The following is a 21,180-nucleotide window of genomic DNA, read 5'->3' as shown; positions in this document are numbered from 1 at the left end:
TGGTCGGTGTGCCGTGTAGCGACCAGTCGGACATTTCTACTTTGCATATCGGCGGACATTTCAACATGGCTGCCACACTGTGTGCATGTCGGGTGGGTTCAAGAATGAAGTGCAACATGCCAATGATTTCAGAGCCCTCCCTTCGAAAGATCGCATATCGGTTGTTATCACCAATTGACCCTCGCCGCAGGTCATGAGCTCATAACTGCCTTGCGGATAGAGGTGTATTGTCTCCGTCTGCGTAGACGTTGAAGGATAATGCGCCTGTCGTCACCCGTCATCGATTTGTCGAAACTGCGAGATATCGGCTGGTCGCTCTGGGATCCTATAGGCCTCATGCCCGAAGGATGGACATGGCGCGACGATGACGTAGCCGTCTTTCGAAGACGAATATGATAGCTACCTCCAGAACGCCGCCGCACAGCTTCGCCAAGGTGCGCCGGCCGCTGAAGTCGTCAACTACCTGGTGAAAGTCGAAACCGTATTCATGAGCCTTTCGCAGAGACCTGATACCATGCTCAGGGCGCAAGCGGTGGTTCACGCAATCCTTGCAGAGGCTTAGCGAGCATCGTTGAGCCGCGAAGGAAAAACGCCGCGCTACGCCCTATTCCCATCACCACATAAGTTGACATCCTCAGTGAACTTTTGCACTTACGTCCGTGCGATCCGGATGTCCGGCGCCATACGTACGTAGCCGGAGATGCCATCATGCCCGCCGATTTTCTCACTCTGTCGCAGATCCATTACGAGGCCAGCAAGAAGCATATTCTGCGCGGTGTCGATCTGACGCTTGAGGCGGGCCGCGTCTATGGGCTGGTCGGGCCAAACGGTTCGGGTAAGAGCTCGCTCTTGAAGACGATCGCCCGCCAGGTCGATCCGACCTCGGGCGCAGTTGCGCTTCAGGGGAAGCCGGCGGCAAGCTGGGGCGGGCGGGCATTCGCGCGCGAGATCGCCTATATGCCGCAGTTCACCCCCGCCACCGATGGCATGACGGTGCGCGAGCTTGTCGCGCTCGGCCGCTTTCCGTGGCACGGCACGCTCGGACGCTTCACGCAGGCCGATCGCGATCTGGTCGAGGATGCGATCCGGCGCACCGATCTGGAGCGCTTCGCCGATAGTCTTGTCGCCAACATGTCGGGTGGCGAGCGCCAGCGCGCCTGGATCGCCATGATGCTGGCGCAGAATGCCAGCTGCCTGCTGCTCGATGAGCCGACCTCCGCGCTCGACCTCGCCCATCAGGCAGGCGTCCTGTCGCTGCTGCGCGAGCTGAGCCACGAGCGTGGCCTGACGATCGTCGTCGTTCTCCACGACATCAATCTCGCAGCGCGCTACTGCGACGAGTTGGTGGCGCTGAACGACGGCAGGATTTCGGCGCGCGGCAAGCCTGCCGAGATCGTTCAGTCGGATGTGCTGAAGTCGGTCTTCGGCGTCGAAATGGGCGTCTTCCCGCACCCTGTTAGCAACGAGCCGGTCAGCTATCTGCTCTAGCGTAATGACGTGCTCGGCCGGCTGCCCTTGCAACAACATAGCCGGCCAAGCATCGGATTGAATGAGACAATCGCGATCCTCACCTTAGGTGAGGATTTCAGCGCCAAAGCTTACGCCAGATTCTTCTCGTCAGGCGCTCCATCATCGTCGGACGCGCTCGTCTGTTGCGCCATATGCAGCCGCCGATAGGGGCCAGCGCGCCGTAGCAGGTCACGGTGGCTGCCCTCTTCGACCACCCTGCCCTTGTCGATCACGCAGATCCGGTCCGCCTCGGTGATCGTCGCCAGCCGGTGCGCTATGACGAGCGTCGTGCGTCCCTGAGACAGCTCCGCCAGCGATTGTTGGATCGCCCGTTCGGTCTCCGTGTCCAGCGCCGACGTCGCCTCATCGAGAATGAGGATCGGCGGGTTTTTCAGGAAGATGCGGGCAATTGCGAGCCGCTGCTTCTGGCCGCCGGAAAGCTTGACGCCGCGCTCGCCGATGATGGTGTCCAGTCCAGCCGGCAGGCCGGCGATCACCTCGTCGAGACGGGCCCGGCGGGCCGCGTCGAGGATGTCGGCTTCCGTCGCGCCCAGCCTGCCATAGGCGATGTTTTCGCGCATCGTGCCTGCAAACAGGAACACGTCCTGCTGCACGATGCCGATGCTCGAACGCAGCGAAGAGAGCGTCATCTCTCTGAGATCGACGCCATCAATGGAAATCGCGCCAGTGGTGACGTCATAAAACCGCGGCAGCAACGAACAGACGGTCGTCTTGCCTGCCCCTGACGGTCCGACGAAGGCAATCGTCTCGCCCGCCCTGATCGTGAGATCGAGCCCGTCGAGGATCGGCTTTCCTGCCTGGTAGGCGAAGCGAACGTCGCTGTAGCGAATGTCGCCCGTCAGGCGTGGCATGTTGCGGGCGTCCTTGATATCGGCGATATCGGGATCGGTGTCGAGAAACGCCGTATAGCGCTGGAAGCCGGCGATCCCCTTCGGATAGGTCTCGATCACCGAATTGATCTTGTCGATCGGACGGAAGAAGACACCGACGAGAAGCAGGAAGCCGACGAAGCCGCCGGCCGAGAGTTCGCCCCTGGTGACATACCAGGCGCCGACAAGCATCACCACCACCTGCACGAAACGCATCGAGAGATAGGAGAGCGACGTCGAGGCCGCCATCGCCCAATAGGCCTGCAGCTTGGTCGAGAGATAGCCGGCATTGTTGACGGCGAAGAGCTTGCGCTCGTGGTCCTCGTTGGCGAAGGCCTGGACGACGCGAATGCCACCGACAGTCTCCTCGATGCGGGCGTTGAAATCCGCCACGCGGCCGTAGAGCGAATGCCAGGTCTTGGTCATCCGGCGGCCGTAGCGCGTCGTCACATAGGCCGTCAGCGGCACGATCAGCGCGGTCACGATCGCCAGCGGCGGATGCTCCCACCACATGAGAACGAAGGCGCCGACCAGCGTCATCACGGCGATGAAGATGTCCTCAGGTCCGTGATGGGCGACTTCGCCGATCTCTTCGAGATCCTTTGTCAGTCGCGCCACGAGATGACCGGTCTTCTGGTTGTCGAAATAGGAGAAGGAGAGCTTCTGCAGATGATCGAACGCCCTCGCCCGCATCTCCGTCTCTATCTTCAGGCCAAGCATGTGGCCCCAATAGGTGACGATCACCTGCAGTCCGGCGTTGACGACATAGATCGCCAGCAGCCCGATCGCCGCCAGTCCGATCAGGCCCAATTGGCCGGTCGGCAGCAGCCTGTCGATGAACATCGTGACGGCGACGGGAAAGGCAAGCTCCAGCAGGCCCGCGGTCACCGCGCTGCCGAAATCGAGCACGAAGAGCCCCCGATGCGGCCTGTAGTAGCCGGCAAAGCGTTTCAGCAGCGACGATGTGCTCATCCGCGAGCCCTCCCCAATCAAATAAGAAGCTTGCGGCGCGCAATCAGGCGCTGAATGCAACTGTGTGGAAAACAGTGCGCCCTGGCAAAGGCCAGCCGCTTCAAGGATTTGCCCGATATCCAAATCCGGCATCAAAAAGTCAAGTTACTTCTTGGTGAGACCGCGTCCCGAGGTTGTGCGTGGCAACGGCGCTGGGTGGATCTGCGGAATATTCAGGCAGGATCGAGTGCGGCCAAAAATTTGAGCAGCAATGTCTGCTTTTTCGGCAGGAAATTTATCGTTCGGTAAAAAATTGACCAAACGATAAATAAATTCAGCCCGATCATACGGCATCGCCATGATTTCGTTGATGTTTGTCAATCTGGCACGCCACCTGCATTGAAAATGCCGAACCAGATCCTTTGCGCCATTGCCTCAAGAGGAGAGCAGATATGGAAATCGGTGTTTTCATCCCGATCGGAAACAATGGTTGGCTGCTGTCGGAAAACGCGCCGCAGTATAAGCCGAGCTTCGAGCTCAACAAGGAGATCACGCTGAAGGCCGAGAAATACGGCTTCGACTTTGCCTTGTCGATGATCAAGCTCCGCGGCTTTGGCGGCAAGACGGAGTTCTGGGACTACAATCTGGAATCCTTCACGCTGATGGCCGGCCTTGCCGCCGTTACGTCGAAGATCAAGCTCTTCGGCACGGCCGCGACCCTGGTTATGCCGCCGGCGATCGTTGCGCGCATGGCGACCACGATCGACAGCATTTCCGGTGGTCGTTTCGGCGTCAATCTCGTCACCGGCTGGCAGCGGCCGGAATACAGCCAGATGGGCCTGTGGCCGGGCGACGACTATTTCGGCGACCGTTACGAATATCTCGGCGAATACACGACCGTCCTCAAGGACCTACTGACAACAGGCCAGTCCGATCTCAAGGGCAAATTCTTCCAGATGGACGATTGCCGGATGAAACCGGTTCCCGAAAGCGTGAAGCTGATCTGCGCCGGCTCGTCCGACAAGGGCATGGCGTTCTCCGCTGCCTATGCCGATTACAGCTTCTGCTTCGGCGTTGGCGTCAACACGCCCACGGCCTTTGCCTCGACCAACCAGCGCCTTCTCAACGCAACGGCAAAGACCGGACGCGACGTGCGCTCCTTCGTCCTGACGATGGTGCTTGCCGAAGAGAAGTCGGAGGACGCCTGGGCGAAGTGGGAGCATTACAAGGCCGGCGCCGACGAGGAGGCGATCAAGTGGCTCGGCCTGCAGAGTGCCGCCGATACCAAGTCCGGTTCCGACACCAATGTACGCCACATGTCGAACCCGGTCTCGGCGGTTAATATCAACATGGGCACGCTGATCGGCTCCTATGAGGAGGTCGCGGCCATGCTCGACGAGATGGCCGCGGTGCCCGGCACCGGCGGCGTCATGCTGACCTTCGACGATTTCGTCGAAGGCGTCGAGAAGTTCGGCAAATACGTCCAGCCGCTGATGAAGAGCCGCCGTCACGTTACCGAAATGCTGGAGGCCGCCGAATGAGCGTCGCACCTGTTGGATACGAGGCGCCGCGCGAGCGCACGCAGAGCGTCACCCTCCCCGCCCGCCCCGAGCCGATCACGCTGAAGCCGAGCGAAACCGCCGTCGTCGTCGTCGACATGCAGAACGCCTATTCGACCGAAGGCGGCTATGTCGACCTCGCCGGCTTCGATATCACGGGCGCCAAGGGCACGATCGCCAACATCAAGAAGACGCTCGACGCCGCGCGCGCTGCAGGCGTCCAGGTCATCTATTTTCAGAACGGCTGGGACAAGGATTATGTCGAGGCCGGCGGACCGGGCTCGCCCAACTATCACAAGTCGAATGCGCTGAAGACCATGCGCCAGCGGCCGGAACTGCAGGGTCAGCTTCTGGCGAAGGGCACATGGGACTATGCGATCGTCGACGAGTTGCAGCCGCAGCCGGGCGATATCCTGGTGCCGAAGACCCGCTACAGCGGCTTCTTCAACACCAACATGGACAGCGTGCTGCGCGCCCGCGGCATCCGCAATCTCGTCTTCGTCGGCATTGCCACCAATGTCTGCGTCGAGAGCTCGCTGCGCGATGCCTTCCACCTCGAATATTTCGGCGTGATGCTTGAGGACGCGACCCATCACCTCGGGCCCGATTTCATCCAGCAGGCGACCGTCTACAACGTCGAGAAGTTCTTCGGCTGGGTCGCCACCGTCAATGATTTCTGCGGCGTCATCTCACAAGCAGCGCCCACCGAAGCCTGATCAAAAGCAAAAGAAGAGGACACTTCATGCCAAAATCGATCATCGTCCCCGAGGGAACCCAGAAGCCGATCGCGCCCTATTCGCCAGGCACGCTTGCCGACGGCATCGTCTATGTCTCGGGCACCCTGCCCTTCGACAAGAACAACGATGTCGTCCATGTCGGCGATGCCGGCGCCCAGACCCGCCATGTGCTCAAGACCATCAAATCGGTGATCGAAACGGCTGGCGGCACGATGGAAGACGTGACCATGAACCACATCTTCGTCACCGACTGGGCCAACTACCAGGCTGTCAACGCCGTCTATGCCGAGTATTTCCCCGGCGACAAGCCGGCCCGCTACTGCGTTCAGTGCGGCCTGGTGAAACCCGACGCGCTGGTCGAGATCGCGACCGTCGCCCATATCGGCAAGAAGTGAGTAAAGTCAGCAAGATGCATTTCGACATATACGGCCAGACCCATGCCGGCGCCCGCACCATCATCCTGTCCTCCGGCCTTGGCGGATCGGGCGGCTACTGGGCGCCGCAGATCGAGGCGCTATCAGCCGATTTTCGCGTCATCACCTACGATCATCGTGGCACAGGCCGCACTGGCGGCGAAGTGCCCGAGGCGGGCGGCATCGCCGCCATGGCCGATGACGTGCTGGAGATCGCGCTGGAACTCGGCATCGAACGCTTCGATTTCATGGGCCACGCGCTCGGCGGCCTCATCGGGCTCGATATCGCGCTCCGCCGGCCCGACATGATCGGCCAGCTCATCCTCGTCAACGCCTGGAGCAAGGCGGATCCGCATTCCGGCCGATGCTTCGATGTCAGGATCGAGCTTCTGGAGAAATCCGGCGTCGAGATGTTCGTCAAGGCGCAGCCGCTTTTCCTCTATCCCTCGGTCTGGATGTCCGACAATGCCGAGCGTCTCGACGCTGAGGAGCGGCACGCCATCGCCCATTTCCAGGGCAAGACCAATATCCTGCGTCGCATCGCGGCTCTCCGGGCCTTTGATCTCGACGACCGGCTGTCGGAGATTGCGGCCCACACGCTGGTCATGGCCACCCGCGACGACCTCCTCGTCCCCTACACCCGATCGGCGCGCCTCGCCGAAGGACTACCGAACGCTGAGCTGGCGCTGACGGACTTCGGCGCCCACGCCGTCAACGTGGTGGAAGCCAAGAGCTTCAACGACACCATGCTGCGCTTCCTTCGTGACGCGAGATCCGAAATCCGTTAGGACCCCGATATGCAAGCATCAGCCAAAATGATCCCGGAGGCGCCCGCGACTGTCGCGGGTGCAGTTCCCGACCAGCGCAAGCAGGACTACCGCAACGCAATGGCCCGCCTCGGCGCCGCCGTCAACGTCGTCACCTCCGATGGCCCGGCCGGCCTTGCGGGCTTTGCGGCAACCGCCGTCTGCAGCGTCACCGATGATCCGCCCACGCTTCTGGTCTGCATCAATCGCGGCTCCTCCGCCTACCCAGCCGTCAACGCCAACCGTGTGCTCTGCGTCAACACGCTGTCGCACGCGCATGAGGACCTCAGCCGGCGCTTCGGCGGCAAGACCCCGGTGCAGGAACGGTTCGAAGGCGCCAGCTGGTCGGTGCTGGAAACAGGCGCGCCGGCGCTTGACGACGCGCTGATCTCGCTCGACTGCAAGGTGAAATCAGTCTCCGATGGCGGCACCCACGACATCCTGATCTGCGAGGTGGTCGCCATCAAGGAGAACGAAGGTGGTCAGGCACTGATCTATTTCGATCGTCGCTACCACACGATCTGATCCCTCATACGGAACAAGAGCTTAGGTCAACGCGTTCCCTGCCGGAATTCTGGCTCATCCCGTAACGTGACGTCCCGTCGCGCCACGGGGATGACCATCTTGGAGACGCCGATGCCCTGGATCGCCTTTATCGTTCACTTCTTTGCCGCCGCCATCATGACCAACGGCATTCCACACTTCGTCAACGGCGTCTGTGGCCGGCGGTTCCGCACGCCATTCGTGCGCATGTCAGGCGCCGGCGAGAGTTCGGCGGAGCTGAATGTGGTCTGGGGCTGGGCGAATTTCGTCGTCGCCTTCCTGCTCTTTGCCAATGTCGGGCCGCTCTATATCGGCACTCCCATCGACACCATCTTCATCGCCGCAGGTGTGCTCATAGCCGGCCTGATCCTGTCTCGAATATTCGCACGCGGCCGGCTCTGATTGCCTCTTTCCTTGCGCGCTGAAAGCCCTACAATCCAAGCGGTGGCGGCTATGGCCACGGGATAGTGGGAGATATGCCGATGCGCGCCTTCTTCGCAGTCCTCATCCTCAGTCTCACCGCGATCATCACGCTGTCTCAGGCGCGCGCGGAAGACCCGCTGGATACCACGCGGTCGATGATCGAGGCGCAGATCAAGGCCTTCCTGCAGGATGATCCGGAAGCGGCCTATTCTTACGCCGCCCCCGGCATCAAGGCCGTCTATCCCGATAAGAACGTCTTCTTCGCCATGGTCAAGAAGAGCTATGAGCCGGTCTACCACCCCGGAAATTACGCCTTCGGCCGCAGTCGCTCGATCGACAACGGCGCGATGATCTACCACGAGGTGCTGATCTCCGGCCGCGACGGCAAGGACTGGACGGCGATATATCAGGTCATCCGTCAGCCGGATGGCAGCTATAAGATCGGCGGCGTCCAAATCCTGCCTGATACTGCAAGCAAAGGCATCTGAGTCTTAGACCGGGTCGATATCGCCCTTAGCCCATTCTGCTTCCGTCTCCGCCATGAAATCGGCGAAGCGACCTTCGGCGATCGCCTTGCGGATGCCCTGCATCAGTTCCTGATAATAGGAGAGGTTGTTCCAGGAAAGCAGCATGCCGCCCAGCGCCTCGTTGGAGCGCACGAGATGGTGAAGGTAGGCGCGCGAATAGTCGCGAGTCGCCGGGCAGTTCGACTGCTCGTCGAGCGGACGCATATCCTCAGCATGACGGGCATTGCGGATGTTGACCTTGCCGCGGCGGGTGAATGCCAGGCCGTGACGGCCGGAACGCGTCGGCATCACGCAATCGAACATGTCGATCCCGCGCGCCACCGAGCGCAGCATGTCCTCGGGCGTACCAACGCCCATGAGATAGCGCGGCTTCTCGGTCGGCAGCACCGGCAGCGTCTCCTCGAGCATCTTCAGCATGACAGCCTGCGGCTCGCCGACGGCAAGGCCGCCGACCGCGTAGCCCTTGAGGTCGAGATCGGCGAGCGCTGCGGCCGAGCGCACGCGCAGCGCCGGAATATCGCCACCCTGCACGATGCCGAACATCGCCTTGCCCGGCTGGTTGCCGAAGGCCACCTTGCAGCGCTCGGCCCAGCGCAGCGACATTTCCATGGCGCGTTCGATCTCGCGCGGTTCGGCCGGAAGCGCCACGCACTCGTCGAGCTGCATCTGGATATCGCTGTCGAGCAGTCCCTGGATCTCGATGGAACGCTCCGGCGACATGTGGTGCAGGCTGCCGTCGACATGGCTTTTGAAGGTAACGCCCTGCTCGTCGAGCTTGCGCAGACCGGACAGCGACATGACCTGGAAGCCGCCGCTATCGGTCAGGATCGGCCCGTCCCAGCGGATGAGCTTGTGCAGGCCGCCAAGCCTCGCCACACGCTCGGCCGTCGGCCGCAGCATCAGGTGATAGGTATTGCCGAGAATGATATCGGCGCCGCCCTCGCGCACCTGGTCGAGATACATCGCCTTGACGGTGCCGACGGTGCCGACGGGCATGAAGGCCGGCGTGCGGATCGTGCCACGCGGCATGGAGACTTCGCCGAGGCGGGCGCCGCCATCGGTCTTCTTGAGGGTGAACTGGAAGTTCTCGGTCATCTAGTCTTTCCGGAAAAGAAGGCTGGAATCGCCATAGGAATAGAAGCGGTAGCCTGTCGAAATGGCATGTTCATAGGCCGCGTGCATGGTCTCCAGGCCGGCAAAAGCCGAGACCAGCATGAACAGCGTCGAGCGCGGCAGGTGGAAGTTGGTCATCAGCACGTCGACCGCCTTGAAGCGGTAACCCGGCGTAATGAATATGCCGGTGGCGCCCGCCCAGCCGCGGATCTCGCCGCTATCCTGCGCAGCGCTTTCGATCAGCCTGAGCGAGGTGGTGCCGACGCAGATGATCCGCCCGCCCCTCGCCTTCACGGCATTGAGCTTGGCCGCTGTCTCACCGCTGACATAGCCGCTCTCGAGATGCATCTTGTGGTCGTCGGTGTCGTCGACCTTCATCGGCAGGAAGGTGCCGGCGCCGACATGCAGCGTCACGAAATGCCGCTCGATGCCGGCCTTGTCGAGCGCCTCGAAAAGCTCGGGCGTGAAATGCAGTCCAGCGGTGGGTGCTGCGACAGCGCCGTCCTCGCGGGCATAGATAGTCTGGTAGTCGGCGCGGTCGCGCTCGTCCTCGGCGCGCTTGGCGGCGATATAGGGTGGCAGCGGAATATGGCCGACGGAATGGATGACTTCGTCGAGCGCCGGGCCCGACAGATCGAAGGCCAGCGTCACCTCGCCGCCCTCGCCCTTTTCTTCCACGGTGCAGTCGAGCGCGCCGAGAAGGCAGCTTTCGCCACCATGGCCAAAGGCGATCCGGTCGCCGACCTTGATGCGCTTGCCCGGCTTGGCAAACGCCTTCCAGCGATTGGCCCCGACCCGCATGTGCAGCGTCGCCGAAACCTGCTGGCCGCCCGCACCCTCGCGGTGGCGGATGCCTTCGAGCTGCGCCGGAATGACCTTGGTGTCGTTGAAGACAAGCGCATCGCCGGCCTTCAGGAAGGACGGCAGGTCGGACACATGGTGATCGGAGAGCTGCGTTTCGCCATTGGGATCGACGACCAGCAGGCGCGCGCTGTCACGCGGCTCGGCGGGCCGCAGCGCAATCCGCTCATCGGGGAGCTCGAAATCGAAAAGGTCTACGCGCATAGGGGCAGTTCCAGGAAGGCTGGTCCAGGCAAAGCGAAACCCGCCCCGCGCTCTCGCGCAAGGGCGGGTTCCAGCAAACATCACAATCAGACGTCGGCGGCAACCCGCATCGAGACGATCGAATCCGGATCGACGACCGGTTCGCCCTTCTTGATCTTGTCGACGTTGTCCATGCCTTCGATGACCTGGCCCCAGACGGAATACTGCTTGTTCAGCCAGGGAGCGTCGGTGAAGCAGATGAAGAACTGCGAGTTGGCGGAGTTCGGGTTCTGCGAACGGGCCATCGAGCAGGTGCCGCGGATGTGGCTGACGGCCGAGAATTCAGCCTTCAGATCAGGCTTCTCGGAGCCGCCCATGCCGGCGCGACCCGGGTTGAAGCTTTCGCCGCCCTTCTTGCCGAACTTCACGTCGCCGGTCTGCGCCATGAAGTCGTTGATGACGCGGTGGAACACGACGCCGTCATAGGCCTTCTCGCGTGCGAGTTCCTTGATGCGGGCCACGTGCTCGGGCGCCACTTCAGGCAGAAGCTGGATGACGACATTACCCTTGGTGGTTTCCAGGATGATGGTGTTTTCCGGATCCTTGATCTCAGCCATTCTTAATCTCCTACTGGTCTTGAAACTTACTTCTTGGCGATGGTGACCTTGACCATGCGGTCAGGATTGCTGACTTCGCCGTTCTGGCCTTCGCCCTTCTGGATCTTGTCGACGTTCTCCATGCCGGAGATCACCTTGCCGACAACCGTGTACTGGCCGTTCAGGAAGGAGCCGTCAGCGAACATGATGAAGAATTGCGAGTTGGCCGAATTCGGGTCCTGCGAGCGCGCCATGCCGACCGTGCCGCGCACGAACGGGGTCTTGGAGAACTCGGCCGGAATGTTCGGCATGTCCGAACCGCCGGTGCCGACCTGGCCCTTGTCGAAGCCCTTTTCCATGTTGCCGTACTGCACGTCGCCGGTCTGAGCCATGAAGCCGTCGATCACGCGGTGGAAGGCAACGTTGTCGTAGGCGCCCTTCTTGGCGAGCGCCTCGATCTGGGCGACATGCTTCGGCGCGACATCAGGCGCGAGCTCGATCACGACGGGGCCGCTCTTCAGCTGGATCGTCATCGTGTCGGCGGCGAAAACGTCGCCAACGAACGAAGCGAGATAAAGCACGCCGGCAAATGCAATATAGAAAAGTTTCATGTGAGCTCCGTTTCGGCGAATATGCCTAGGATTTGCGCTTGGATTGAAGGGCTTTCAAGACGGCGGCAGGCACGAATGCACTAACATCGCCTCCCATGCCTGCGATTTGACGGACCAATGTGGCGGTTATGGGCCGCGAGGCCGTGCCGGCGGGCAGAAAAACGGTCTGAATATCCGGCGCCATCTGCCGGTTCATGCCCGCCATCTGCATTTCGTAATCGAGATCGGTGCCATCTCTCAAGCCCCGGATCAGAAGCGTCGCGCCATGCGTACGGGCAGCATCGACCACGAGATTGTCGAAGGACACGACCGATATGTCCGACGTCCGCTCCGGCAAAACCTCGGCCAGCGACTGGCGGATCAGCTCGCCCTTCTCCTCGAACGAGAATAGCGGCGTCTTGCCGGGATGAATGCCGATCGCGACGATCACCTTCGACGCAACATTCAGCGCCTGGACGAGCACGTCAACATGTCCGTTCGTGATCGGGTCGAAAGACCCCGGATAGAAAGCTGTCGTCATTGGCCCCGGCCATTTGTTTCGACGCCTTTTGTCACGGATAAGGCCTTGCCGCAAGTCATTTGCCCCAAGCGCCAGCCGCGCTTGATGGGGCCGGGCCAGGCGACTGCCCGACGACTGAATGCCGGATGAACGGCCCATTCAAGGCCGCTTCAGCCGCGATCTCTATAACAGGATGCATCAACGCCGCCGATGCCGACAGGGATCGGTTCACTCCTGGAAACCCACGATGCTCATCCTGCTTGTCATCACCTCGGTCGCCCTCTCCCTCGCCTTCGAATTTGTCTACGCCTACATCCTGGAAGTGCGTGATGCGGCTTGGGTGCGCAGCGACGTGAGGGAACATCACGAGATCGTACGCGTTATGGGTCGCGTCTCCTTTAAACCGATTAGAGAAGACGCATAAACCGATTTAGGAAGATGAACGCCAGATGAACGAGGCATTCAAAGAGGCTTCAGATCGGCGTTGGTAAACGACTTGTCAATGTCCTGCGGAACCAATTCCAAACGGACGCGTTCTTTCAATCGAAGCGTTGCGCAAATAGGCGCTACAAGGAAGATGAATATGCCAAACAAGATTACCATGATTAACGCAGTATGGATGGTAATGATGACGGGTATGCTTGCAGCAACTGTTGCGCTTTATGATCAGAAGGTAGATGCGTCCAAAGTATACGGCCCTTATGCGTCGGCTCGTACGACCGTTGTGAGCCAATACTAAGGGACGTGAAAGCAAAATCCTGGAGGATTGCTTATGTTCACGATCTTGACTGTGCTTACTGCCCTTATCAGCATCATGTTTATCGTATCTGTGGCATCGACCGTGACCGCCCTGCGGCGCGAAACCGAAGAAGATAAGAGACTACATGGCAAGCATAGCGTCTTTTGATCGGCTCTGAGCAGCCCGACAGCTGAAATACGAAAAGGCCGAGCGGCTCCCAGCGCTCGGCCTTTTTGCGTCTTGAGCAAGATGAACGAAACGTCAGTCGACGATCCGTCTGACCATGATGACGTCATCGACCTCACGGTCGCCTTCCAGCACGCCACCCGGTATCAGCCCGGCCTGGGCAAACCCCGCATTCCGATAAAAGCCGATCGCGGCCGGGTTCTCGGCGCTTGCAGTCAGTTCGAGCTGACGAATGCCGTGTTGCCGGGCATAGTCCACGACATGGTCGAGCAAGTCGCGCGCCAGCCCCGTTCCGCGCTTCTCCCGACGCACATAGACCATGATGATCGTGGCGCGATGCGCCATCTTGCCGGCCCGTTGCCGGAGCAGTCCCATGATCGCTACGGGCGCATCGCCGTCGAACGCAAGAAAGACGGGATCGGCAAGCAGTCGTCGCCGCCATTCATCGTCGGGAAGCTTTGCCCATTCATCAAAGCTGCTGGCAAAGGCGGATGGCTCCAGGCGCAGCGCCTCGAGCCGAATGCGCTTGAACGCCTCGACATCGTCAGCGCCCAAAATCCTGATCATGCCGCGCTCCCAAACAGCGTCCCGATCGATCAGATCGACTTCAGCGTCCAGTCGACGATCTCGCTGGTGACACCGGCGAATGCGCGGTCGAGCGCCTTGACGAAGGCCTCGTTCGAGCCGCCGCCAGCGGGTACCGTCTGCGAGAACACCTTCTGCGCCCGCACCGATCCATTGCGATCGTTGAGGATCTTGGCCGAAATCTCGACCACCGCCTGGCTGCCGCCACCGGTGCGGATCTCGAAGGCGCGGATGTCGGTCACGACCTGATAGTCGATCGCCAGCCCCTGCCCGGGAACGCCGACGCCGCCGAGCTTGCCGGAATTCTCGTACGCTTCGACAAGCTTGGCCTGAACCATACGCGGAAGCTTGTCGCTCCACTGCGCCTTGGCGAGATACTGAATCTCCGAAGACGAGACCTTGATGACGATCTGCTCGCTGTTCAGCGCCTGCAGCGCCGTTGGCTGCTGCACCAGGATCTGGCGCCCCTTCGCCGAAGGGCCGCTGCCGCTGACGGGTGCGGAGAGATCATAGGTATCGTTCTTGGCCGCCGTTCCGCATCCCGACAATGCCAGGGCAAGAAGCGGCAGAGCGAGCATGGTCTTCATAAGACGCGAACGACGCATATCCGACACAGCCATATGTTGACTTCCCCTGTTAACGCCTGGTCCGGCCATCATATTGTTTCACTGTGTCCCCGCCGAAGATCAGTCGCTGCGGGTCCTTGTCGAAATTGCTGATCGCATCGTTCAAATTCTGCACCGTCAGACGCGCATCGTTGATCAGCGCCTGAACGTTCTGCAGGCCGCCGCTCGAGAACTTCTGCAGATTGTCGGCGATCGGTCCGATGCGGCTGTTCAGATTGTCGGCGACCTTCTTGAACGAATCCAGCGTCTCGCGCGCCTGCGTGAACATCGACTGCGTACTGTCGTCTCCAAGCAGCGTATCGAGTTTCGCCAGGATGCCGTCGACGCGGGTCGATGCGGCGTTCAGCTTGTTGGCCATCTGCGTGACGTTCTGGATCGTCGAATCGATGTCCTTCTGGTGCGAATTCACCGTGTCGGCGACATCCTTGATCGAAGCCACCGCCGCGCGCGCATCCTTGGTTGTCTGCGCGATGTCGTCGACGGAGCCCTTCACCTTGGCCGGGTCGATCTGCGCCACCAGCGTATCGACCTTGTCGAGCGTAGCCTGCGCCTTCTTGCCGAAGTCGTTATAGGTGGTGGCCGTCTCCTGGAACTTCTGGATGGCGTCCTTCAGGCCGCCCGAGGCATCGGCGACATTGCGGCTCACCGTTTCAGCATTGGAGAGGATCGTGTCGATCTTCTTGGCATCAACCGTCTTCACCAGCGATTCGATCGCAGCCAGCGTAGAATCCACGCGGCCGGACACGTTGCGCACGGTGTCGGAAAGCTGGCCCACGCTCTGCAGGAAGCTGTCGATGTTGCCTGAGTTCTTGGCCAGTGCATCCGAGAAGGTCTCGGCGTTCTGCAGCGTCTTCGTCAGCGGTCCGCGGGCGTCCTTGACGAAGCCCTGAACCTGGCCGACGGCGTCGTTGGCGCGGTCGAGGATCTTGTCGGCGGTGGCAAGCAGGTTGGTGACGCTCGACTGGTCGGCGACGATGACCGCGCGCTTGCCCGTCTCCGCCGCCGTCTGCAGGATGTTCTTTTCCCCGACGCGACCACCGGAAAGCTCCACATAGGCAGCGCCCGTCAGGCCCTGGATCTCGAGGATCGCCTTGGTGGTCGGATAGATCGGCGCATCGACGCGTACTTCGGTGAAGGCCAGCGAGAACTGCGGGTCATCGGCGTCGATCGACAGCGATTGCACCGAACCCACCTGAATGCCGTTGAAGCGCACCGGCGAGCCAACGCTCAATCCGTTGGCCGAGCCCGGAATGCGTACGATTAGCTCCGCCATCGGTCCGCCACGGCCATATTCGGCCATCCAGTAAACGAAGCCGAAGGCAGCCGCGATGACCAGAACCGTAAAGAAGCCGACGATTGTGTAGTTCGCTTTGGTTTCCATCTTATCCGCTCACTTCCCGCGGCTATCTTGCGCCAGCCTGATGTCGGCTGAAGCATGGCCATCCTGCGGCACGATCGAACGCGCGCGCTTGCCCTTGAAATAAGCCTGAACCCAGGGGTCGTCATAGGCCAGCATGTCTTCGATCGTCCCCTCGACCATCACCTTCTTCTTGCCCAGCACCGCGATACGGTCGCAGACGGAAAACAGGCTGTCGAGGTCGTGGGTGACCATGTAGACGGTGAGACCGAGCGTATCGCGAAGCTTGGCGATCAACTCGTCGAATTCTGCGGCCCCGATCGGATCGAGGCCCGAAGTCGGCTCGTCGAGAAAAACCAGTTCCGGATCGAGCGCCAGCGCGCGCGCCAGTGCGGCACGCTTGATCATCCCGCCCGAGAGTTCCGAAGGATATTTGTCGGCCGCATCCGCCGCCAGGCCCACCAACCGGATCTTCAGATGCGCCAGCTCATCCATCAACGCCGGCGGCAGGTCGAGATACTCGCGCATCGGAACCTGGATGTTCTCTTTCACCGTCAGCGAAGAGAACAGCGCGCCCTGCTGGAAGAGAACGCCGAGACGCATGTCGAGCGCGTTGCGCTGTGGCTCGTTCAGCTCGTCGAAGTCCTGGCCGAGAATCTTGATCTGGCCGGAGCGACGCGGCAGCAGGCGCAGCACCGTGCGCATCAGCACCGACTTGCCAGTGCCCGACGCGCCGACAAAGCCCAGAATCTCGCCCTTGTAGATATTGAGGTTGAGATTATCGAGAACGATCTTCGACCCAAAGCCAACAGTGACGTCGCGCGCTGAAAGCACGATATCCCGCCCTGCCTCGTCCTTGGTCGTTGTCTGCTGCTCGTCCACGCAAAATCCCTAAAAATTAATAGCTGCATAGAACATGGCGAATAGCCCGTCCATGAGAATGACCACGAAGATCGCCTTCACCACCGACGAGGTCACGTGCTGGCCGAGCGATTCGGCGCTGCCACCTACCTTTAAGCCCTCAACGGCGGCGACGATACCGATAACCAACGCCATGAACGGCGCCTTGATCATCCCCGACAGCACCGTCGACAGCGTGATCGCTTCGTGCAGACGGGCGATGAAGTTGGCGAAGGTGATTCCCGAATAGCCCCAGGCAACGACGGCCGCGCCGAAGAGAGAGGCGAAATTGGCAAGCACCGTCAGAAGCGGCAGCGCAACGGTCAGCGCCACAAGGCGCGGGAAGATCAGCACGCCGATCGGGTTGAGGCCCATGACCTTCAGTGCATCGACCTCTTCGCGCATCTTCATCGAGCCGATTTCAGCCGTGATCGCGCTGCCGGACCGGCCGGCGATCATGATGGCGGTCAGGAGCACGCCGATTTCGCGCAATTGCAGAATGCCGACGAGGTCGACGACGAACACTTCGGCGCCGAAATAACGCAGCTGGAAGGCGCCCTGCTGCGCGATGATCGCGCCGATCAGGAACGACATCAGCAGAATAATCGGCGTGGCGCGAACGCCCATGTGGTCGATCTGGTTGATGATCGACGCCGGCGAAACGCCGCTGCCTCGGCCGAATTTCATCTGCGCGCCGCGCACCGCCGATCCGAGAATATACATTGCCGCGGAAAGATTGTTCCACAGATCGTACATCATCCGGCCGATGGGGGCGAAGATACGCTCCTGCAGCGAACGCGGCGGAACCTGCTCGACTTCCTGCTTCGGACGCTCCTCGGAAAACGATTCGAGCAGCTCGTCGATATGCTGGTTGCTGCCCTCGATATGGACAGTGCCGCCGGCATCCTCGACCTGCTTCTTCAGCCGGCAGAGCAGCCAGACGCCGGCCGTGTCGATATCGGTGATGCCGGAGAGATCGAGCGTCAGATTCCCGCCCTTGTGGGCCGAAAGCTTGTCGAAATCCCTGAGAACGAGATGTATGTTGGCGCTTCGCCAGTTGCCTTCGAGATGCACGAGCGTATCCGAACCATGAGCTTGGTCGTCCACGTGCAGTGAGGCGGCGTTACGGTTCTCGGACTTCAAAATGCTTGTGTCTCTCAAGGCTTACGGCGACATTGCCGACTCGCGAACACAGGTCCGCAACGTTGTGCCAATATAACGATGCCGCATCAGATTTCCATGCTTGCAGGATTGCATTTATGCCACGGTCACTTGAAATTCAGACGGACTCTTTTCCGATTGCGGGCACCTTCACGATCTCGCGCGGCACCAAGACGAGTGCGGAGGTGATCCTCTGCACGGTGAGCGAGAACGGCGTCTCCGGCCGCGGCGAATGCGTCCCCTATCGACGCTACGGCGAGACGATGGAAAGCGTTGGCGCGCAGATCGAAGCCGCCCGCCCGTTGATCGAAGCCGGCCTCTCCCGCGCCGATCTGCAGCAGGCCATGCCGCCGGGTGCCGCCCGCAACGCCGTCGATTGCGCCCTCTGGGACCTCGAGGCCAAGCAAAGCGGCACCTCGGTCGCGACCATGCTCGGCCTCACCAACCCACATTCGCTGACGACAGCCTACACGATTTCGCTCGGCGAGCCCGAAATCATGGCAGAGCATGCCCGCGCCAACGCGGCCCGTGCGCTGCTGAAGGTCAAGGTCGGCACCGGCGACGACGAGAGCCGCATCCGTGCCGTGCGCGCTGCCGCACCCGACGCCGCCATCATTCTCGACGCCAACGAAGGCTGGCCGGAGGATCGCCTCGCCCACCATCTGCGGGTTGCCGCCGAATGCGGCGTGGCGCTGGTCGAACAACCGCTGCCGGCAGGCAAGGACGAACTGCTGGCCGAGATCGACCGCCCTATCCTCGTCTGCGCCGATGAAAGCGTCCATCACACCGGCGATCTCGCCAGCCTGCGCGACCGCTACGACGCCATCAACATCAAGCTCGACAAGACGGGCGGTCTGACCGAAGCCTTGGCCATGAAGCGCGAAGCCCAGCGGCTGGAGTTTCAGATCATGCTTGGCTGCATGGTCGGCACATCGCTCGCCATGGCGCCTGCCGTGCTTCTCGCCCAGGACGTGGCCTTCGTCGATCTCGACGGGCCGCTGCTTCTCGCCCGCGATCGCGAACCGGGCCTGCGCTACGCCGGCTCGCTCGTCTTCCCGCCGGAACCGGCACTCTGGGGCTGAAGGTAGTAGGCGACGATGATGAGGCCCAGCCCCAGAACCGCCGTCAGCGCCATGATGTAATAGCTCGCCATGCCAAGTGCTGCGTAGATGTAGCCCGACGCGATGGTCATCAGCCCCATGAACATCCCGTTGTAGAAGAAATAGGCGCCCTGCGCCGACGATTCCTGCGTCGCCTGCACCGAGGCGATGATCCGCCGCTGGACCCCGGTGTGGACGAAGGCGTAGCTGAAGGCGTGCAGACATTGCAGCAGGAAGAAGCCGACGAAGCCCCACTGCATCGGAAACAACAGCCAGCGGCAGACACACACGGCGGCGCCGACACGGATCAGCGTCCAGGCATCGAAACGTCGGCTGAGCCGCTTCGATTGGAAGAACACCGTCACCTCCGCTGCGACGCCAGCGCTCCACAACAACGCGATTTCCGTGCCCGAAAAGCCGAGATCACGCCAATAGATCGTCGCAAAGGCCTGCAGAAGCGCGTGGCTCGATTGCTGGATGGCGACGCCGACGAGCAGCAGCAGCAGATGCGGTTGCCTCAGCGAACTGCCGGTCGCCTGCTGCAGATCGACCGGCGTTCCGCGCCGCCGCGTCGGCCCGATGCGCGGACAGTAGAGGGCCATCACCATCGTCATGACGAAACCGAAGATCATCACGGGCAGAACCATCTGCCCGCCCCAGTTTCCGATCAGCCGCCCGCCGACGAGCGTCGAGGCGATAAAGGCGACAGAGCCCCAGACCCGCATCGAGCCGTAGTCGAAACCCCAGCGCCGCACGCCCGAGATGACGATCGATTCGACCACAGGCACATAGGGAGAAAACGTGGCGCCCTGGATCGTGTAGACGATCAGAACCGGCCAGAACGTGTCGGTCCAGTAGAGCGCGATTGCCGTCAACAACGACAGACCGCCGGAAAACACCAGCACATCGGCGCGCTCCTTCATTCGGTCCGCATACATCGCGACAATAGGCGCCACGAGCACGCGGACCACCATCGGCACGGCGAGGATGATGCCGATCTCGTGGTCGCTGAACTTGTGCATCGCCAGCCAGACGGGAAAGAACGGCAGCGCGACACCGTTCACAAGCAGCGGCGCGCAATAGGACAAAGCGCTCAGCAGCCGGAAATGGGCGGGCGCGACCTCTGTAAAAGAGGCATTCGTGGCGGGAATCATCGGTGTGACCTGAAAGGAACCTGCAAGTTGCCTAACACGTCACCTTAATGGCAACCAAGGCGAGATGAGGTCGCCCCAAACCGATTTCAAAAATAAGCCAAAACTGTCGCGAAACGGCAACGGCAGCAGGTGCACAATGCCATTTCGCAACAGCGAGATACTTCAGACTATCAGCCTATCAGGCCGCCTGCTGTGCCGGTTCGCGCTTGCGGTGATCTTCGAGCGCCAGCGGAGCGGGGGCGGCAGCGCCGCCCATGGTGCGCCATTCGATCAGCTCGAACGTGCCGTCTTCGTGCTCGGCGATCGCCGTGCAGCTTTCGACCCAGTCGCCGGTGTTGATGTAGCGCACGCCGTCCATGTCTTCCATGACGGCATGGTGGATGTGGCCGCAGATCACGCCGTCGGCACCGCTCTTGCGGGCCTCGTCGGCCACCACCTTCTGGAACTCGCCGATGAAGTTGACGGCGTGCTTGACCTGCAGCTTCGCCCAGGCCGAGAACGACCAGTAAGGCATGCCGAGCTTGCGGCGAATGGCGGCGAGCCCGATATTGATCATGATCGCCATGTCGTAGGCCCAGTCGCCGAGGTAGGCGAGCAGGCGGGCGTTGCGCACCACGACGTCGAACTCGTCGCCATGCAGCACCAGATATTTCTTGCCGTCGGCCGCCTCATGCATCATCCGCTCGGCCACTTCGATGCCGCCGAAGTGCATACCGGGGAAGTCGCGCAGGAATTCGTCGTGGTTGCCGGGGATATAGACGATACGCGTTCCCTTGCGCGCCTTGCGCAGCAGCTTCTGGATCACGTCGTTGCATTCCTGCGGCCAGTACCAGCTGCGCTTCAGGCGCCAGCCGTCGACGATGTCTCCCACCAGGAAGATCGTGTCGGCTTCGTGGTACTTGAGAAAGTCGATCAGGAAGTCGGCTTTCGCGGCTTTCGAGCCGAGATGGACGTCGGAAATAAAGAGCGTACGGAAGTGGCGCGTATCCATATTGTCCTTCACAAGCAAACTGCCCGTGCCCCATGCTTCATCTGTGTCCCTGAAAACCAGACTCGTGTTTCAGGAAGATGACACGGGCCGGATGTCAGGCTCTGATCACAGGCCCTTCCGCCGCAAATCCCCGGTATCTCGCGGGCGCTGTTGCACATTT

At 61.2% G+C, this 21,180-nt stretch carries 25 protein-coding genes; 11 read left to right on the top strand and 14 right to left on the bottom strand.

The window, feature by feature from the left end:
* The first annotated feature begins 708 nt into the window (after positions 1-708).
* Complete coding sequence (locus ACCD05_RS25145) at positions 709-1,488, top strand: ABC transporter ATP-binding protein (protein WP_413396095.1); 780 nt, start codon at positions 709-711, stop codon at positions 1,486-1,488.
* 110 nt (positions 1,489-1,598) lie between these two features.
* Here ACCD05_RS25145 and ACCD05_RS25140 read toward each other — a convergent pair whose 3' ends face one another.
* Positions 1,599-3,371 carry an ABC transporter ATP-binding protein gene (locus tag ACCD05_RS25140; RefSeq protein ID WP_413396093.1) on the bottom strand — a complete coding sequence of 591 codons (1,773 nt, stop codon included), beginning with the start codon at positions 3,369-3,371 and terminating at the stop codon, positions 1,599-1,601.
* Between the two features lie 144 nt (positions 3,372-3,515).
* The gene (locus ACCD05_RS25135; RefSeq protein ID WP_413396091.1) at positions 3,516-3,731 is read right to left on the bottom strand and encodes a hypothetical protein; all 216 of its coding nucleotides are present in this window, start codon (positions 3,729-3,731) and stop codon (positions 3,516-3,518) included.
* Positions 3,732-3,802: 71 nt separating this feature from the next.
* Here ACCD05_RS25135 and rutA point away from each other — a divergent pair, with 71 nt between their 5' ends.
* The 7 genes from rutA to ACCD05_RS25100 all read left to right on the top strand — a co-directional run bounded on the left by rutA (position 3,803) and on the right by ACCD05_RS25100 (position 8,319).
* Positions 3,803-4,891: a pyrimidine utilization protein A gene (gene rutA / locus ACCD05_RS25130; RefSeq protein WP_047511950.1), complete on the top strand. Its 1,089-nt coding sequence runs from the start codon at positions 3,803-3,805 to the stop codon at positions 4,889-4,891.
* The gene (gene rutB, locus ACCD05_RS25125; protein WP_413396089.1) at positions 4,888-5,625 is read left to right on the top strand and encodes a pyrimidine utilization protein B; all 738 of its coding nucleotides are present in this window, start codon (positions 4,888-4,890) and stop codon (positions 5,623-5,625) included. Before rutA ends, rutB begins: the two co-directional genes overlap by 4 nt.
* Positions 5,626-5,651: 26 nt before the next feature.
* A complete protein-coding gene (gene rutC / locus ACCD05_RS25120) occupies positions 5,652-6,041 on the top strand; it encodes a pyrimidine utilization protein C (RefSeq protein ID WP_413396087.1) in 390 nt (129 codons plus the stop codon).
* Positions 6,042-6,055: 14 nt separating this feature from the next.
* Positions 6,056-6,847, top strand: a complete 792-nt coding sequence (gene rutD / locus ACCD05_RS25115) for a pyrimidine utilization protein D (RefSeq protein ID WP_413396086.1) — start codon at positions 6,056-6,058, stop codon at positions 6,845-6,847.
* Between the two features lie 27 nt (positions 6,848-6,874).
* On the top strand, positions 6,875-7,390 hold the full coding sequence (locus ACCD05_RS25110) for a flavin reductase (protein WP_413396101.1): 516 nt from the start codon (positions 6,875-6,877) through the stop codon (positions 7,388-7,390).
* 111 nt (positions 7,391-7,501) lie between these two features.
* On the top strand, positions 7,502-7,810 hold the full coding sequence (locus ACCD05_RS25105) for a hypothetical protein (protein WP_413396084.1): 309 nt from the start codon (positions 7,502-7,504) through the stop codon (positions 7,808-7,810).
* 80 nt (positions 7,811-7,890) lie between these two features.
* A complete protein-coding gene (locus ACCD05_RS25100; protein WP_413396082.1) occupies positions 7,891-8,319 on the top strand; it encodes a DUF4864 domain-containing protein in 429 nt (142 codons plus the stop codon).
* Positions 8,320-8,322: 3 nt separating this feature from the next.
* Here ACCD05_RS25100 and tgt read toward each other — a convergent pair whose 3' ends face one another.
* The 5 genes from tgt to coaD form a co-directional block, all read right to left on the bottom strand.
* A complete protein-coding gene (gene tgt / locus ACCD05_RS25095; RefSeq protein WP_112974078.1) occupies positions 8,323-9,453 on the bottom strand; it encodes a tRNA guanosine(34) transglycosylase Tgt in 1,131 nt (376 codons plus the stop codon).
* Positions 9,454-10,536 (bottom strand): tRNA preQ1(34) S-adenosylmethionine ribosyltransferase-isomerase QueA, encoded by a 1,083-nt coding sequence (gene queA / locus ACCD05_RS25090; RefSeq protein ID WP_413396080.1) that lies wholly within the window; start codon positions 10,534-10,536, stop codon positions 9,454-9,456.
* A gap of 86 nt (positions 10,537-10,622) precedes the next feature.
* Positions 10,623-11,132: a peptidylprolyl isomerase gene (locus tag ACCD05_RS25085; protein ID WP_018902378.1), complete on the bottom strand. Its 510-nt coding sequence runs from the start codon at positions 11,130-11,132 to the stop codon at positions 10,623-10,625.
* Positions 11,133-11,158: 26 nt separating this feature from the next.
* Positions 11,159-11,722, bottom strand: a complete 564-nt coding sequence (locus ACCD05_RS25080) for a peptidylprolyl isomerase (RefSeq protein WP_047511972.1) — start codon at positions 11,720-11,722, stop codon at positions 11,159-11,161.
* Positions 11,723-11,747: 25 nt separating this feature from the next.
* Positions 11,748-12,242: a pantetheine-phosphate adenylyltransferase gene (coaD, locus tag ACCD05_RS25075; RefSeq protein ID WP_413396077.1), complete on the bottom strand. Its 495-nt coding sequence runs from the start codon at positions 12,240-12,242 to the stop codon at positions 11,748-11,750.
* A gap of 226 nt (positions 12,243-12,468) precedes the next feature.
* On the opposite strand from coaD, the gene ACCD05_RS25070 reads away from it, so the two are divergent.
* Positions 12,469-12,645, top strand: a complete 177-nt coding sequence (locus tag ACCD05_RS25070; RefSeq protein ID WP_181459357.1) for a hypothetical protein — start codon at positions 12,469-12,471, stop codon at positions 12,643-12,645.
* A 159-nt stretch (positions 12,646-12,804) separates the two neighbouring features.
* Complete coding sequence (locus ACCD05_RS25065; RefSeq protein WP_018902374.1) at positions 12,805-12,960, top strand: hypothetical protein; 156 nt, start codon at positions 12,805-12,807, stop codon at positions 12,958-12,960.
* A gap of 261 nt (positions 12,961-13,221) precedes the next feature.
* On the opposite strand, the gene ACCD05_RS25060 is transcribed toward ACCD05_RS25065, so the two are convergent.
* From ACCD05_RS25060 to ACCD05_RS25040, 5 genes are read right to left on the bottom strand one after another with little or no spacing between them, the layout of a single operon-like run.
* Positions 13,222-13,713: an N-acetyltransferase family protein gene (locus tag ACCD05_RS25060; protein WP_413396075.1), complete on the bottom strand. Its 492-nt coding sequence runs from the start codon at positions 13,711-13,713 to the stop codon at positions 13,222-13,224.
* Between the two features lie 29 nt (positions 13,714-13,742).
* Entirely contained in the window at positions 13,743-14,351 is a 609-nt protein-coding gene (locus tag ACCD05_RS25055) for an ABC-type transport auxiliary lipoprotein family protein (RefSeq protein ID WP_018902371.1), read from the bottom strand.
* A gap of 16 nt (positions 14,352-14,367) precedes the next feature.
* Positions 14,368-15,738: an MlaD family protein gene (locus tag ACCD05_RS25050; protein ID WP_047511979.1), complete on the bottom strand. Its 1,371-nt coding sequence runs from the start codon at positions 15,736-15,738 to the stop codon at positions 14,368-14,370.
* Positions 15,739-15,747: 9 nt separating this feature from the next.
* Positions 15,748-16,596, bottom strand: a complete 849-nt coding sequence (locus tag ACCD05_RS25045) for an ABC transporter ATP-binding protein (protein WP_018902369.1) — start codon at positions 16,594-16,596, stop codon at positions 15,748-15,750.
* A gap of 9 nt (positions 16,597-16,605) precedes the next feature.
* A complete protein-coding gene (locus ACCD05_RS25040; RefSeq protein WP_413396073.1) occupies positions 16,606-17,775 on the bottom strand; it encodes an MlaE family lipid ABC transporter permease subunit in 1,170 nt (389 codons plus the stop codon).
* Between the two features lie 98 nt (positions 17,776-17,873).
* Here ACCD05_RS25040 and dgcA point away from each other — a divergent pair, with 98 nt between their 5' ends.
* Positions 17,874-18,857 carry an N-acetyl-D-Glu racemase DgcA gene (gene dgcA, locus ACCD05_RS25035; protein ID WP_413396071.1) on the top strand — a complete coding sequence of 328 codons (984 nt, stop codon included), beginning with the start codon at positions 17,874-17,876 and terminating at the stop codon, positions 18,855-18,857.
* On the opposite strand, the gene ACCD05_RS25030 is transcribed toward dgcA, so the two are convergent.
* Together ACCD05_RS25030 and ACCD05_RS25025 are read right to left on the bottom strand one after the other, a co-directional pair.
* Positions 18,809-20,029: an MFS transporter gene (locus tag ACCD05_RS25030; RefSeq protein ID WP_413396070.1), complete on the bottom strand. Its 1,221-nt coding sequence runs from the start codon at positions 20,027-20,029 to the stop codon at positions 18,809-18,811. The two genes, dgcA and ACCD05_RS25030, sit on opposite strands and share 49 nt — an antisense overlap.
* Positions 20,030-20,207: 178 nt before the next feature.
* Positions 20,208-21,020 carry a UDP-2,3-diacylglucosamine diphosphatase gene (locus tag ACCD05_RS25025; RefSeq protein ID WP_026283711.1) on the bottom strand — a complete coding sequence of 271 codons (813 nt, stop codon included), beginning with the start codon at positions 21,018-21,020 and terminating at the stop codon, positions 20,208-20,210.
* Positions 21,021-21,180 lie beyond the last annotated feature (160 nt).

It is taken from the genome of Rhizobium sp. Rhizsp42 (assembly GCF_047304155.1).
Taxonomy (GTDB): Bacteria; Pseudomonadota; Alphaproteobacteria; order Rhizobiales; family Rhizobiaceae; genus Rhizobium.
The sequence above is the reverse complement of the archived record's forward strand: the minus strand, read 5'-3'. Positions and strand labels throughout refer to the sequence as shown.

What these genes read in the sequence shown, in the direction of transcription:
- ACCD05_RS25145 (WP_413396095.1), top strand. Translation starts at nt 709, where the DNA reads ATGCCCGCCGATTTTCTCACTCTGTCGCAGATCCATTACGAGGCCAGC.
- ACCD05_RS25140 (WP_413396093.1), bottom strand. Translation starts at nt 3,371, where the DNA reads ATGAGCACATCGTCGCTGCTGAAACGCTTTGCCGGCTACTACAGGCCG.
- rutA (WP_047511950.1), top strand. Translation starts at nt 3,803, where the DNA reads ATGGAAATCGGTGTTTTCATCCCGATCGGAAACAATGGTTGGCTGCTG.
- rutB (WP_413396089.1), top strand. Translation starts at nt 4,888, where the DNA reads ATGAGCGTCGCACCTGTTGGATACGAGGCGCCGCGCGAGCGCACGCAG.
- rutC (WP_413396087.1), top strand. Translation starts at nt 5,652, where the DNA reads ATGCCAAAATCGATCATCGTCCCCGAGGGAACCCAGAAGCCGATCGCG.
- rutD (WP_413396086.1), top strand. Translation starts at nt 6,056, where the DNA reads ATGCATTTCGACATATACGGCCAGACCCATGCCGGCGCCCGCACCATC.
- ACCD05_RS25110 (WP_413396101.1), top strand. Translation starts at nt 6,875, where the DNA reads ATGATCCCGGAGGCGCCCGCGACTGTCGCGGGTGCAGTTCCCGACCAG.
- ACCD05_RS25105 (WP_413396084.1), top strand. Translation starts at nt 7,502, where the DNA reads ATGCCCTGGATCGCCTTTATCGTTCACTTCTTTGCCGCCGCCATCATG.
- ACCD05_RS25100 (WP_413396082.1), top strand. Translation starts at nt 7,891, where the DNA reads ATGCGCGCCTTCTTCGCAGTCCTCATCCTCAGTCTCACCGCGATCATC.
- tgt (WP_112974078.1), bottom strand. Translation starts at nt 9,453, where the DNA reads ATGACCGAGAACTTCCAGTTCACCCTCAAGAAGACCGATGGCGGCGCC.
- queA (WP_413396080.1), bottom strand. Translation starts at nt 10,536, where the DNA reads ATGCGCGTAGACCTTTTCGATTTCGAGCTCCCCGATGAGCGGATTGCG.
- ACCD05_RS25085 (WP_018902378.1), bottom strand. Translation starts at nt 11,132, where the DNA reads ATGGCTGAGATCAAGGATCCGGAAAACACCATCATCCTGGAAACCACC.
- ACCD05_RS25080 (WP_047511972.1), bottom strand. Translation starts at nt 11,722, where the DNA reads ATGAAACTTTTCTATATTGCATTTGCCGGCGTGCTTTATCTCGCTTCG.
- coaD (WP_413396077.1), bottom strand. Translation starts at nt 12,242, where the DNA reads ATGACGACAGCTTTCTATCCGGGGTCTTTCGACCCGATCACGAACGGA.
- ACCD05_RS25070 (WP_181459357.1), top strand. Translation starts at nt 12,469, where the DNA reads ATGCTCATCCTGCTTGTCATCACCTCGGTCGCCCTCTCCCTCGCCTTC.
- ACCD05_RS25065 (WP_018902374.1), top strand. Translation starts at nt 12,805, where the DNA reads ATGCCAAACAAGATTACCATGATTAACGCAGTATGGATGGTAATGATG.
- ACCD05_RS25060 (WP_413396075.1), bottom strand. Translation starts at nt 13,713, where the DNA reads ATGATCAGGATTTTGGGCGCTGACGATGTCGAGGCGTTCAAGCGCATT.
- ACCD05_RS25055 (WP_018902371.1), bottom strand. Translation starts at nt 14,351, where the DNA reads ATGGCTGTGTCGGATATGCGTCGTTCGCGTCTTATGAAGACCATGCTC.
- ACCD05_RS25050 (WP_047511979.1), bottom strand. Translation starts at nt 15,738, where the DNA reads ATGGAAACCAAAGCGAACTACACAATCGTCGGCTTCTTTACGGTTCTG.
- dgcA (WP_413396071.1), top strand. Translation starts at nt 17,874, where the DNA reads ATGCCACGGTCACTTGAAATTCAGACGGACTCTTTTCCGATTGCGGGC.
- ACCD05_RS25030 (WP_413396070.1), bottom strand. Translation starts at nt 20,029, where the DNA reads ATGATTCCCGCCACGAATGCCTCTTTTACAGAGGTCGCGCCCGCCCAT.
- ACCD05_RS25025 (WP_026283711.1), bottom strand. Translation starts at nt 21,020, where the DNA reads ATGGATACGCGCCACTTCCGTACGCTCTTTATTTCCGACGTCCATCTC.